This window comes from Persicobacter sp. CCB-QB2, from assembly GCF_001274635.1.
Taxonomy (GTDB): Bacteria; Bacteroidota; Bacteroidia; order Cytophagales; family Cyclobacteriaceae; genus Persicobacter; species Persicobacter diffluens.
In genome coordinates, this window is record NZ_LBGV01000001.1 from 362783 (window position 1) to 375670 (window position 12888).

Sequence of the window (12888 nt, forward strand, 5' to 3'; positions counted from 1 at the left end):
ATAATCATCTTCGATCAGTGTACATTTGAATTAAAGGAATTCCGTGGCGATTACCAAGCTTAACCCTGTCTTTTGTTTAGGTTTTTGTGATTATAGGACCAGAATTGTTGGTTTTGCTTGCGCGTAGGGTTATCCAGATCCTAATGAAACGAAAAAAGGGAGTGTAGTTAAATTCTATGCTCCCTTTTTAATCCTTAGTCAGGCTATTTATTGTCAAATGTTTAGTCTGCAGGGTTAAATTTGAGGGAGCCATCCTCGTTCAGACTCAGGAAGGCATTAAAGACCTGTCCCTTTGGGCTCTTAAACCCTTTGATTACCGGTGTTTTTCCTTTTTCCACCAATGCCTTCAGCTGGGCTTTGGTGATGGTCTTGCCATAGGTTTTCATGGGGATTCTGAGGGTACAGCCTTGTCTGAAATTGGAGCAGCCATGGGCTTCTTTCCCCTGAATCACCTCCCCACCACACCTGGGGCAGGCCAAAGGCTTTTCAACTTTCAGTTCGAAGGCCAGCCGGAAGTGTTCTCCGAAGGTGATATGGCCATTCACTTTCTTACCTTCCTTCTCAAAGCCTTTGATCAGTCCGGTATTGCCTTTTTCCAATAAGTTTACCCATTGCTTTTCGGTGATCTTCTTGCCCAAAAACTGAAAGGGTAATACAAAGTCACAAGTTTTATTACGGACATTGGAACAGCCAAAGGCCGTATTGCCCTTCATCAATTGCCCTTGTTTGCATTTAGGGCATGGAATACCGGCTACGCCATCAGTTTTACTATTCGTTGCAGGTTTTGAAGTGCTGCTTTTTCCTTTTTGCTTCACTACCTCTGCGGCCATCTCTATAGGGCCACGGTGATCGTGCTTCACCTCATGTACAATGCCGTTGATCAGGTGGCGCATCTCATCCAAAAAGGTGGTCGTAGGGTAGTTGCCTTTTTCTATTTGCCGCAACTTGTATTCCCACTGGCCAGTCAGTTCTACAGATTTCAACAACTCATTCTGAATGGTATGGATCAGCTGTACTCCGGTGGTCGTGGGGACCAGGTTTTTGCGTTGCTTTTGAATGTATTTTCTTCTGAATAGCGTTTCGATAATGGCGGCCCGGGTGGAAGGTCGGCCGATGCCATTCTCCTTCATGGCTGCCCGAAGTTCTTCTACATCAATATCATCACTGCCTTCTTCTGCCTCTTTTTCGCCTTTATGGTCTTCAATCAGCTTACCGGCGGTCTCCATTGCCCGGAGTAAAGTAGCCTCGGTGTATAGCTTCGGAGGCTTGGTTTCTTTCTGTTGAAGCTGCGGTTGATGCGGCCCCGATTCCCCAACGGTAAATGCCGGCATCAGCTGGTTTTCATCCGGTCCTTTTTTGCCGTCTTCTTCCTCTACCTGCTGATTGCTTTGTGCGTATACCTCTCTCCAGCCAGGGGAGAGAATCTGCTTGCCACTGGCTTTAAACTCTACCTTTTCTGCCATTCCTTTCACATTGGTCTTTGACACAATACAGTCCGGATAGAATACCGAGATGAAACGCAAAGCAATAATCTGGTAGACCATGGCTTCCTGCTGATTCATGCCCACGGCAGTCACATTTGTGGGAATGATGGCGTGGTGATCGGTCACCTTTTTGTCATCAAAGACCTTTTTAGATTTCCGGATCTTTTTGCCCATAAGCGGGGCGGTCAGTTGGGCATAAGCCTTCATGCTTCCCAGAATGCCCGGTACCTTGGGGTAGATGTCATTCGGCAGGAAGGAGGTGTCCACACGAGGGTATGTCACAAACTTTTTCTCATAGAGGGATTGCACCAGTTTCAGGGTCTGGTCTGCAGAAAAGCCAAACTTCTTATTACATTCCACCTGTAGGGCGGTCAGATCAAAAAGCCTCGGCGGGTGTTCTTTTCCTTCCTTTTTTTCAAAATCAGTGATCTGAAAAGGCCCTTGTTTAATGGCCTCCAGGGCTGACTCTGCCTTCTCCTTCTGCAGGAACCTTCCCTTGGCAGCGGAAAACAAAACCTCCCGGTATTTGGTCTTCAATTCCCAATAAGGTTCCGGCCTGAAGTTCTGAATCTCCTCAAAACGATCCACAATCAGGGAAAGCGTTGGCGTCTGCACCCGACCAATGGACAATACCCCTTTGCCTCCCCCGTATTTCAGGGTATACAGGCGGGTGGCATTAATGCCCAGGATCCAGTCACCAATGGCACGGGCACTTCCTGCCGCATAAAGCAGATCGAAGTCCTTTCCGTCCTTCAGATTCTGAAAGCCTTCAATGATGGCTTCACGCGTAAGGGAGGAAATCCACAGCCGTTTGATGGGCGCCTTGCATTCTGCTTTATGCAATACCCAACGCTGGATCAGCTCCCCTTCTTGGCCGGCATCACCACAGTTGATCACCTCAGAGGCGCCTTTAACCAATTTCTCAATGACTTTAAACTGCTTTCGCATGCCGGCATCCTTGATCAGCTTGATGCCGAACTTTTGTGGTAGAATGGGCAGCGTACTCAGTCCCCAGCTTTTGAGTCCTGCGGAATAATCATGCGGCTCCTTCAGGGTGCATAAGTGCCCGACGGTCCAGGTCACCTGATAGCCATTGCCCTGCATATAGCCATCATGCCTTTCTTTGGCACCAATGATGGCCGCTATTTCCCGGGCCACCGAGGGTTTCTCCGCAATACATACTTTCATAAGCCGAGGATGAGGATTTAAGGTTTTACGATTTCTCCGTTTCTGACTACCGGTACAATATCGTACTGATTTGGCGTCAGCGCAAATTCAATGTCTTTCTGAATGTTCATTTTTGCCAGGCGCTTCGCATGGGAAGAGGCGGCCAGAAAACCCAAAAGGTCATGCTTCACCGAAAGGTATAGCACTTTCATGGCCAGGGAGGCGTCATCCGCAAATTCAAATTGTCCTTCTAATGCCTCGGCCAAAGCTCCTGCAAAAAGGCTGTCCTCCAGGTTGAATTTACCCTTCCAGCCAGCTGCCACGATCACCACATCTTTATCCTGAGCAGCCAGGTAGTTGGTCACTGCTTCCAGGTTGATAAATGCCCCGATGATAATTTCATCTGCATCTGCTGATTTGGTGATGGCTAAGGTCCCATTGGTGGTGGTGGCCGCTACCTTTTTACCGGTGGTGGCTGCCTCCATATAGGAATATGGACTGTTCCCCATATCGAAGCCATCCACTTTAGCACCTCCTCTTTCGGCCGCTGCGATATAACCTTTTTCCTGTAAAACCTTACATTCCTCAAGATGGGCTACGGGGGTGATGCTTGGAATGCCCTTAGCTATACCGGTCACCATGCAGGTAGTGGCACGAAGTACGTCTACCACCACAGCAACCTTACCTTTCAGGTCATATAAATGAATCATCTCCGGAGAGAGACAGATATCAATTTTCTTCATTTTCCTCAATTTTTGAACATGCAATTTAAAGAAGCTGCACAAAATTAAAAAGGTTGATTCACATGAGTTGGAGCCTTTTTGCATGGATATTGATAGAAATTATCTTAGATATTTTTGATGGATATTTTGTTTGTATAAATTGAAATAAGTTAAAAAGCTAATGCTATGATGAAGAACTTAATACTACTTTCCCTTGGGATGCTCTTGTCCTTTTTCGTTCAGGCTCAGGTGACTGAGGTCGCTGATCATGTGAAGTTAGAAACTAAAAATAACCAATCATATTTTGCTGTACCCGGTACGATTCGTATTACATCGGATAAGCAAAAGAAGAAGATGTTCTCTAAAAAAGGGGATAATTTCCAGGCGACGCGCATGGTGAAATTTCAGGATCATCAGGGTAAAATTATTAGTTTACCTGTAGGAAGCCTGACCGAGACTTCGGTGAGAAATTTGCACGTGGCTTATAATAATCAGGTGAACCGCCCACTGAATCCGGAGGAGCGAATGGAACTTTTTCGAAGAGCGAGGAATAAAGCCCGTGTAAAATATGTGATCGGTGGCGTGTTAGCGGGAGTTGGCGCAGTGGTGAGTGGTGGTACTGCTCCGGTGATTTTATTTGCTGCCGGTGGCGCCTTTGGGGCCTGGGGATTTGGTCAGGATTGGGCCGCGAGCCGATATCTGAATTACGAAAAGCATGAATTTAAGGCAGTGGATGATCTGCATGAAGATTTCTAAAGCATTGAAGAGCATAAAAAAGAGGCTGTCTCATCATTCGAGATAGCCTCTTTTTTTGTGCTTTTTGGGGACGTTTCCCCTTTTATTTCTTCAAAATTTTGAAGGTTTCGCTATTGCTGGCCGTAGTGATTTTTAGAAAGTAAAGCCCACTAGGGAGCGGTGAATATACCTTTAAGTCCAGAGATTCGGATGCATTACTTACTTCCCAGCGTTGTTCCAAACGGCCACCGCTATTCAGCAGGCTGATGTTTTTGATGGATTTTCGACTGAGGTTATGCACGTGAATGTCCGTAGTAAAGGGATTGGGATTGATTTGGAATAAAACTGCCCCCTTGTTACTACCAAGTGGATCGTCAGGATTTTCAGGTTCTTCTGGCTCTTCCGGTTTTTCATTGCTTCCACAGGCTTCACCAGGCAATCCATAGCAGCCATTATTCTGTACGCCTTTGTAGATATCCCAGTCTACCCCTGGTACCCAGTTGTCACCAAATTCATAGGCGCCGGCATCAGGTGCATTCCCGACAAATCCATCGGTATAGCCATCGATTTCTCTACCAAAGTCAATAGCGCGGCCATTGGACTTCAAGGTGAAGTCATTATTGAAATAATCAGTAAAAGAGGTATTGTCATTCAGATTATTTTGCTTGTCAGACTGAGGCTCCCAATTGTCTCCTGTAGGTTGGTTTCCGTCGGCATCTGAGGAACGCTGGTCCGATATATTGTTCCATACTTTAACGTTGGTGAATTCCGTACCCGGTTTATGCCAGGCGCCCATGGTACCGTGATCAGCCTTCAGCAGGGTATTATTAAAGATGTCGATATCCGTTCCGTCCCAGTTAATCTGGATATTAGTCCAGCTGACATTCCAGACGACATTACGGTAAACGCGTACATTCCCTGCGTCATTGTCCATATATATGCCGGCTGCTTTATAGAGCTTTCCTCTGCTGGAGGCATCGTGAAACCAGTTGTGGTGGATGTCCATATTGAGGTTGGCGCCAATGGTGTACAGCAGAGCGCAATCATCCGCAATTAAATTGCTATAGGAGAAATCATTGTAGGCTACTTCCGAGCCTTTGGAAATAATCTGAAGGGCATCCCGACCTCCGCGGGTAACGGTATTGTTGAACACTTTGGCATTATTCTGACCGCGTACCATTAAGGGAGCATCATAGGATCCCAGCATGTTAAAATCATGAATGTAGCAGTTTTTAATCGTGGTGCCCGAACCGGAATCCCAGATTCCGGAACCATCACCGAAACCTACTTCACATTTTTCGATCAGGGTATTGGAGGAATTCCAGGCTACATTAATGGCATTCACTTTGGAATTAAAGTCTTTGGTGATTCCTCGGGTCATGGAACCATACAAACTGGTAATGCCTTGTAATTGGTTGTTTTGTCCTTCGATTTCTATGCTTCCGCCAAAGACTGCCAGGTTTTTGACATGGATGTAATTTTTACCTTTGAGATCGATGGTTTTTTCTCTGCGGGCCATGGCTACGGCGCCATCTTCCGGCTGCGCTCCCCCCGGTAAAATGACATAAAGCGTTTTGGTGTTAGCATCAAAATACCACTCATTGTCATAGTCCAAAGCCTCTTTGATGCCTTCCAGGAAGTAGTCGCCTAAATCTTTCGGAGGGTGAGCCGAGATGATCCAGCTTTGATTTTTGATGGCATCAAAGTTAATTCTGCCAGCAGACTGGCTTTTGATCCAGGCGCGCCAGGTGGTCCATCCGGACCCCGGGCGGTCACCGTAAAACATGACCGAGCCGCCATTCGACCAGTCCCAATTAGGAATTTCGGAATGTAAGAGATAGGCGTCAACCATAACGTCCTCACCGCTTCCGCCTTCATTGCGAAGGGAGTTTAGGGTGAATCGATCTCCATCCGTATTATTGGGCCAGCGGGCTAAATCCAGTACCTGATCTCCATTCATGACAAAATTTCGCTGCCCTAAATCCCAGTCGGTTTGGGTTTTGTAGATGTTGCCGCCGTCGCTCGTCCAGCCTTCCAGTGCCTGCATGGCGGAAATAATTACTTTTTGGCCGTCAATGGCCTGATAGATGATGGGGTTGCCGGCTGTTCCGGATTGCTGAGGGCTAAGACATTCTTCATAGGTGCCTTCACCAATATAAACAATATCACCTGGCTGGGCAGTTTCTGAGGCTTTCTTTAGCGTCAGAAATGGAGCTGACTCTGATCCGTCGTTAGTGTCTTGTCCGTCTTTAGTGACATAGATGTCCCGGGCATAGTTTAAGTGGGGTGTTATTAACAGGAGTGCCAGTAGGGCGAAAAGTGTAGCCTGCCTGAAAACGTCTTTTGTATTCATGATCAATAGGGTTGATGAAATAATGTATTGTCTAATTTTCAGTAGGGAAGTTAGCCCTGATGGCTGAGACTATCAGGAATATTCGAAAGGCTTTCAGGGGGTTGTTTTTTGAATTTTTGCTAAAAAAAATATCAGTCAGAGGGGGGGTAATTTTCTGATTCCCTCACTTTCTTGCCGGTAATGAGTGAGCTTGCGAGAGAAATATTTATGATTTACGACTTCAGCAGGGCCAGTGGCCCGCAGGGGCAGGGATGAAGTGGGGTTGTTTAAACCACAGGTGGCCGGTAGGCCATATGGGGTGAGCCACGCCAGCCCGGTGTTACCGCTTGCGGTAACAGCCCCCCAAAAAACGAAAACAAGGCTTACGGAAGGGCAATAAAAAAGCCACCGTGTATCAGTGGCCATTCATTTATTCTTCTTCCAAAATATAGAAATCGATATATTCGCTGTTTTCCTTACCGAACTCATCTCTGGCGTAAAGTCCGAAATGGTATTTGCCGGATTTGATCCCCGTGGAGGGAACCTCAGTAACAGTGGTGTTCAGGTCAATTTCCATGGGTTGGTCCGTGATGAGAATGGTTTTGGTGAATTCCCAGGCCACCTCACTTGATTTGCCTCTATGATTATGGTCATTACCATCGTCAATATGGATTTCAAAGCGATATTCAGTCAGTGGGGTGTCGCCTTTGATCATGGCGGACAGGGGGAGTGCTTCACCGGATTGAACAGCAAAAAATTGTTCATCTTCAACGGTAATGGTCTCTGTGCCCAGGCTATTGATGCTGATTTGCGGGCCGGACTGGCTTTCCTCTGTATTGCAGGCAAAGAGGGAGAGCAGGGGCAATAAAAACAGTATAGTGAATTTTTTCATAAATGTGTGTTTTGGGCAAATTTAATCATTTCGCTTTGTATGCGCTAAAATTGTTCCAAAACAAAAAAGGCTCCCAAATTGGAAGCCTTTTCTTATGGATATATCCGTATTTTAGTGTTCGTGGTCATGATGCTCGATCAAAAGATCTTGTCTGGCTACAGTCTCGTTACCAAATTCATCAATAGCAAAAACTGAAAAGTGGTATTTGCCTTCTTTAATATGGTTGCCCTCAATTTCGTCTGGAACCATTACAATGTTTTCATCAATTTTGATTTCGTAAACATCACCTTCCAACTCTTCTATCTTATTCCAACTCCATTCTACATCCGTGCTTGAAGTACGGTGATCATGATCATGGCCTTCTCCGAAGTGGATATCGATTTTGTAAGAAGCAATTTTGTTTTTACCTGTAATGTCTGCGTTTAAATAAAGCTCTTCTCCAGGCTCGACTAATGCCATTTCTTCTCCGTCATGCTCTTCCGTTTCTTCCGCTAACTGGTTAATCGTAACTTCCGGAGCAACCGTGTTGTCATTGTTGTCGTCGCTGGAACATGATGAAAAGAATGCGCCCAATACGAAAGCAAATAAGAACTTCTTCATTTTGATAAATTGTGTTTTTGATTTCCTTTATGCAAACATATTGCAATTATTAATGAGAGTCAAATTTTATGCAATTAAGTTGCATGAACAATTAGAAATTTAATTTCACCGTAATACTGACATTGCGCCCCTGCTCGGGTAGGTTCAGTAATCTGTACCTGCTTAAATGGTTGTAATAGGCGACATTGGTCAGATTATCTATCCTGAAAATTACGTTTAACTGCGTTTTGGGGTAGCAAACTTTCAGGCCGGCCTGTACATTAAATAAATGATAGCCGGGAGTCGTTAGTTCGTTCCGGTCTACGCGATTCTGAGCTGCTGTGGCCCGGTAACCAGCTCCGACATAAATGTCTTCCACATGCAGTACATGGCCGAAATGATAAATAGACTCCAGGTAATTGCTTACCGGAGGAGTAAAGGGGAGTGGTAAATTTGTATCCAGGTTGATGTTGTACAGGTATTCAAAAGCATTGGTGAATTCCCAGTTATCGGTCGGGCGAAAGGTGGCTGCAAACTCAAATCCGGTGTGGATGGCTTCCGCCTCCCGGTATTGATATATCTGACCTGCATCCGGCAGAGGAGAAAATATTCCGCTTGGGGCCAGGTAGATATAATTCGAGAAATAGTTGAAATAGGGGTTGAATTCCAGTTTCCAGGCATAATTTTCCCAGGCAACAGACCAATCTATTTGAATTCCCTGCTCCGCTTTAAGGTTAGCATCTCCTTGTTCATGTCGGAAAGTGCCATGATGTACGCCGTTCATGGTTAATTCTGCCACCGTCGGCATGCGGAAGGTTTTACCGATATTGAATTTAGTGGACCAATTTTGATCATGGTTATAAGCAAAACCAATGGCGCCGGACCAGTTGGCTTCGGTACGGTTGATTTCCGGGCTTCGGTTTATCCAATAGCCGGAGCGGCTTCCGGGTTCAAAGCGGGAGCTGTCATTGAATTGATCGACATCGTAATGATAGAAGTCGAGACGGGCGCCGCCGTTCAGCGTCCATTTTTCATTCAGTGTTTTTTGTACGAAACCGGTAAAATAAGCGCTTTGGGTTTGGTAATTGGGCAGCAGGAATTCAAATCCGTCGAAGTGGTGATGTTGGAATTGCCCACCAGCTCCCAGATTGATTTCCCAATCTTCAACAGAGGTTAATTTATATAAAATATCGGCGGTATAGGTCTGTAAGTAGAGGCCATGAGCTACATTTCCGGGTTCCCGGTATTCCGGGTAGTCTGCCGGGTGGGCGTTGGGGTTGGATTGTTCCTGTCTTTGGTTGTATTGCGCTCCCAGGGTAATTTTTAACCAATCCTCTCCAATTTTGAGATCCGTATTTAAGATGGCCTTGCTATGTTGGTTCACTTGTCTGGGGATATCCGGATTTCGGCTGGAGGTAGGGAAATTATCCAGCCAACCGAAGGTAGGCGTACCTACCGCTCCGGGGAATAAGCCCACCGTTTGTTGATAGTCAGATACATTCAGGTTAATGCGTCCCCATTTTTGCGCCGTTCCCAGATTTAAGCCAAGGGACTGGTCGTAACCTCCTGTGTTGACCAAAGTGTTTTCTTTCAGCGGGAAAACGAAATCCAGGTATTTGAAATCGTCGGCAGGTACCCGGTAATTATTGAAGGAATTATAAGAACCCTCTAAAATGAAATAGTGGCCATGGTGATTTCCTTTTAACTGCATGCCGCCGCCAATGGCCTTATTGTTGGACTGATAATTGGTGATGGCTTGTCCGCTGATTTCATTTAGGGTAGGAACGGTCGGTTCATCAATTTTAATCACTCCACCGATTCCATCGGAACCATATAGCAAACTAGCAGGCCCTTTGATGATTTCTACCTTATTGGTATTGAAGTTGTCTACGGGCAGGCCATGGTCATTTCCCCATTGTTGGCTTTCCTGTTTTACTCCTCCATCGTTGACCACCACACGGTTGCCGAACATACCCCGGATGACAGGTTTGCTAATGCCGACTCCCGTGGAAATGGCATTAATGCCGGCTTTGTTGGTAAGGGCATCTACAAAGGTGGCGCCCCTGTTTTTGTCAAAATAATCCTGATCGATCAATTCTACGGACTGACTCTGTTTTTTAAATCTTTCTCCCTCCTCAGATTTTATAATTACCTGATCCAATTGCCGGATTTCCGGTTCCATCAGAAAATTGAACCTTTTAATGTTTTTGTGAATGATTAAATCTTTGGAGATGTGCAAGTATCCCAGATACTGGGCATGTACGGTATAGTGTCCGTCTTTTATCTGCGGGAAAAAGAAATTTCCATCTTCGTCGGTAAGGGTATTGATCTTGCCATTATCAAGAAAAATGGCGACTCCCATCAGCGGCTCTTTGGTATCATGATCCAAAACACGTCCGGAAAGGGAAGGGGATTGTGCCCAGGTGGCTATGTGAAGAAGGAAAAAGAAGAAAAAGGGAACTATTCTCATTATGTGTTGCAATTGAGTTGCAAATTTGATGAAAACAATTCCCTTTTAAAAGTACTCGAATGAATTATTTAGAGTTTAAACGATTTTTGGATTATTTTTACATTTAAGTTAATTCCAGCATAGGTACTTCAATTAATAATAATTTGGAATTTTCTAAGGATTTAATTTCAAACTGACCGGTCTCCGAAATTCCTACAGCGTCTCTTTTTCCCAGCTTTTGACCATTTATTTCAATGCTTCCATCAATAACAAAAAGGTATCCGCCCTGCTCCGGATTTCGGAATTCGTAATTCAAGTTTTTGCCTTTTTCCAGATTACTGATGTTGAAATAGGCCTTTTGGTTGATCCAAAGCGCACCTTCTCCATCGGGACTTACCACCGTCTGCCATTGATTATGACGCCCCTCCTGGTCGAAGATCTTTTGATCGTAGCGCGGTTCAATGTTTCGCTTTTCCGGAAATACCCAAATTTGAAGTAAATTGGTGTGTTGATCATGATTGGGGTTAAATTCAGAATGGTAAATACCCGAGCCGGCCGACATGATTTGTACTTCTCCTTCCCGAATGATTTCCTCATTCCCGGTGCTATCCTTATGTTTTAATTCTCCCTCCAGGGGAATGGTGACGATCTCCATATTGTCATGAGGGTGCGTACCAAAGCCCATTCCGGGTGAAATAATGTCGTCATTCAATACTCTCAAAGCTCCGAAGTGCACTTTTTCAGGATCATACCATTGGGCGAAACTGAAACTGTGGTGAGCGTCTAACCAACCATGATTAGCATGTCCTCTTTCTGTGGCTTTGTGAAATACGGTTTTCATTATGATTTCCTTTCTTGATTATGATTTGTTATTTATGACGCTAAACAATAATTGTTGTTACAACAATTTTAGAAAAAAGAATTCCAAAGCACAATTTTCTTGGAATTATTCGCTGAAATCTTGGGAAAGGAGGTGAATAAAAAAGCAGTCCGAAGACTGCTTGCTGTTATTTTGTGCTGGCCATTAATTTGGGAATGTCCCGGATAAGGCGGTCTACCTGATCTGCTTTTGTTCCGTCATACAGTCCGCGGATATGCCCTTTCTGATCGACAAGAATAAAGGCTCCGCTGTGGATGAATCCTCCGGGAGCTTCGGGATCTTCCAGGGCGCTGACCATATAGCTTTCTTGTCCAATGCGGTAAATTTCTGACTTTTCTCCAGTGACAAAGTTCCATTTCGGAGCTTCCACGCCCAGTTGGCCGGCGAATTTGTGAAGTAAGGCCACGTCATCATGTTCCGGGTCAATGGTATGAGAAAGAATTTTTACCTGTGCTTCGTCCTTAAATTCCTCATAAACCCGTACCATTTGGGTTTTCATGATCGGGCAAATAGTTGGGCAGGTGGTAAAGAAAAAGTCTGCTACATATATTTTACCTTCAAAGTCTTTATTGGTGAGTAGTACGGAGTCTTGATTATAAAAAGCGAAATCACCGATTTTATGGTAAAGGGTATCAGTTTGGCTTTGGCCGTCCACGATATTCTCCACGGTGGTTCTCGGTCCTAAAATGGGTAATTCTTTTTTAGTGCTTTCACAGGAAAAGAGTGTGAAAGCCAAAATGCCAATAAAAATGAAGTGGAATACAGATGGTTTGTTCATGGGTTATGATATTGTTTTAACGGGATTATCTTTAGTGTTTTGAATGGAAACAGCATAGCCAATTTTGATTTCTCCTTCCTCCATCGGGTATAGATTTTCCCCAAAAATGGCGTTGTTTTTCCAGTTTCTGAGTTTAGAAAGGGTTTTCAGCGGTTCCTTTCCGGTAGGTTCACCCGTTTTTGGATTGAGCGTGGTAACCTTGCAGCGGCCACAAGGCTTAACGCCCTTGAAGGTAATGCCATTGATCTGAATTGTCTCCCAGCTGTTTTCAGCCCAGGCTTCCGCTCCGGAAATCACCAGGTTAGGGCGGAATCTTTCCATTTCCAGGGCGGTATTGCTTTTATCGGAAAGATCTTTTAGGGAGGCTTCATTAGATAGGAGTATGGGGAAGCCATCGGCAAATGAAACAGCTACTTCGTCTTCTCCTGTGTATTTTTCCGGAGCGATCCGGTTTCGGTTCGGGCTTAATTGCACCAGCGCACAATTTATCCCCAGCTTTTTAGTAAACCATTGGTTACATTCCTCATTGACTTCCTGCGCCTCAAAAGTATCCTCCCAAACGGTGACCTGCCTTGGAGCACCTTCCGCCTGCAGAGGAATAAAAAGTTTCTCTCCGCCAATGCGGTGAGCAACCTGAAGGCCCTGCGGTGTGATTTCAGGTTGAAGTTGTGCCATTTTTCCTATTGTTCTTTGGCTGAGGAATTTCCCGTTTTCATCCACCAGCATCCACCGGCGGTCAAACTGCAAACCTTCTTCTTCCACCTTACTTTTGTTAAGGCTAATACCTGCTAAGGATTTGATGGGGTAAATATAAATGCCGGTAAGAATAATGGCCATAAGGAAAAATTCAGGATTTTCAGATCTATTTTT

At 45.0% G+C, this 12888-nt stretch carries 10 protein-coding genes; 1 reads left to right on the forward strand and 9 read right to left on the reverse strand.

Going from position 1 to position 12888, the window contains the following annotated elements:
* Positions 1 to 221 precede the first annotated feature (221 nt).
* Positions 222 to 2672: a type IA DNA topoisomerase gene (locus NG22_RS01770; RefSeq protein ID WP_053404122.1), complete on the reverse strand. Its 2451-nt coding sequence runs from the start codon at positions 2670 to 2672 to the stop codon at positions 222 to 224.
* 17 nt (positions 2673 to 2689) lie between these two features.
* Positions 2690 to 3394, reverse strand: coding sequence for a 2-phosphosulfolactate phosphatase (locus tag NG22_RS01775; protein ID WP_053406860.1), 705 nt, complete (start codon positions 3392 to 3394; stop codon positions 2690 to 2692).
* A 165-nt stretch (positions 3395 to 3559) separates the two neighbouring features.
* Between NG22_RS01775 and NG22_RS01780 the strand changes: the two genes are divergently transcribed.
* Positions 3560 to 4129, forward strand: coding sequence for a hypothetical protein (locus tag NG22_RS01780; RefSeq protein WP_157600812.1), 570 nt, complete (start codon positions 3560 to 3562; stop codon positions 4127 to 4129).
* Positions 4130 to 4211: 82 nt separating this feature from the next.
* Here the strand turns inward: NG22_RS01780 and NG22_RS01785 are convergent, their stop codons facing one another.
* The 7 genes from NG22_RS01785 to NG22_RS01820 form a co-directional block, all read right to left on the reverse strand.
* Positions 4212 to 6461 (reverse strand): right-handed parallel beta-helix repeat-containing protein, encoded by a 2250-nt coding sequence (locus NG22_RS01785; protein ID WP_053404124.1) that lies wholly within the window; start codon positions 6459 to 6461, stop codon positions 4212 to 4214.
* Between the two features lie 409 nt (positions 6462 to 6870).
* A complete protein-coding gene (locus tag NG22_RS01795) occupies positions 6871 to 7332 on the reverse strand; it encodes a DUF4625 domain-containing protein (protein ID WP_053404126.1) in 462 nt (153 codons plus the stop codon).
* Positions 7333 to 7443: 111 nt separating this feature from the next.
* Positions 7444 to 7932: a DUF4625 domain-containing protein gene (locus NG22_RS01800; RefSeq protein ID WP_053404127.1), complete on the reverse strand. Its 489-nt coding sequence runs from the start codon at positions 7930 to 7932 to the stop codon at positions 7444 to 7446.
* A 91-nt stretch (positions 7933 to 8023) separates the two neighbouring features.
* Positions 8024 to 10381 carry a TonB-dependent receptor gene (locus NG22_RS01805; RefSeq protein ID WP_082304964.1) on the reverse strand — a complete coding sequence of 786 codons (2358 nt, stop codon included), beginning with the start codon at positions 10379 to 10381 and terminating at the stop codon, positions 8024 to 8026.
* A gap of 103 nt (positions 10382 to 10484) precedes the next feature.
* Positions 10485 to 11201, reverse strand: coding sequence for a pirin family protein (locus NG22_RS01810; RefSeq protein WP_053404128.1), 717 nt, complete (start codon positions 11199 to 11201; stop codon positions 10485 to 10487).
* A gap of 166 nt (positions 11202 to 11367) precedes the next feature.
* Positions 11368 to 12018: an SCO family protein gene (locus NG22_RS01815; RefSeq protein WP_053404129.1), complete on the reverse strand. Its 651-nt coding sequence runs from the start codon at positions 12016 to 12018 to the stop codon at positions 11368 to 11370.
* A gap of 3 nt (positions 12019 to 12021) precedes the next feature.
* Positions 12022 to 12855 carry an MOSC domain-containing protein gene (locus NG22_RS01820; RefSeq protein ID WP_053404130.1) on the reverse strand — a complete coding sequence of 278 codons (834 nt, stop codon included), beginning with the start codon at positions 12853 to 12855 and terminating at the stop codon, positions 12022 to 12024.
* Positions 12856 to 12888 lie beyond the last annotated feature (33 nt).

What these genes read in the sequence shown, in the direction of transcription:
- NG22_RS01795 (WP_053404126.1), bottom strand. Translation starts at nt 7,332, where the DNA reads ATGAAAAAATTCACTATACTGTTTTTATTGCCCCTGCTCTCCCTCTTT.
- NG22_RS01820 (WP_053404130.1), bottom strand. Translation starts at nt 12,855, where the DNA reads ATGGCCATTATTCTTACCGGCATTTATATTTACCCCATCAAATCCTTA.
- NG22_RS01780 (WP_157600812.1), top strand. Translation starts at nt 3,560, where the DNA reads ATGATGAAGAACTTAATACTACTTTCCCTTGGGATGCTCTTGTCCTTT.
- NG22_RS01810 (WP_053404128.1), bottom strand. Translation starts at nt 11,201, where the DNA reads ATGAAAACCGTATTTCACAAAGCCACAGAAAGAGGACATGCTAATCAT.
- NG22_RS01770 (WP_053404122.1), bottom strand. Translation starts at nt 2,672, where the DNA reads ATGAAAGTATGTATTGCGGAGAAACCCTCGGTGGCCCGGGAAATAGCG.
- NG22_RS01785 (WP_053404124.1), bottom strand. Translation starts at nt 6,461, where the DNA reads ATGAATACAAAAGACGTTTTCAGGCAGGCTACACTTTTCGCCCTACTG.
- NG22_RS01805 (WP_082304964.1), bottom strand. Translation starts at nt 10,381, where the DNA reads ATGAGAATAGTTCCCTTTTTCTTCTTTTTCCTTCTTCACATAGCCACC.
- NG22_RS01800 (WP_053404127.1), bottom strand. Translation starts at nt 7,932, where the DNA reads ATGAAGAAGTTCTTATTTGCTTTCGTATTGGGCGCATTCTTTTCATCA.
- NG22_RS01815 (WP_053404129.1), bottom strand. Translation starts at nt 12,018, where the DNA reads ATGAACAAACCATCTGTATTCCACTTCATTTTTATTGGCATTTTGGCT.
- NG22_RS01775 (WP_053406860.1), bottom strand. Translation starts at nt 3,394, where the DNA reads ATGAAGAAAATTGATATCTGTCTCTCTCCGGAGATGATTCATTTATAT.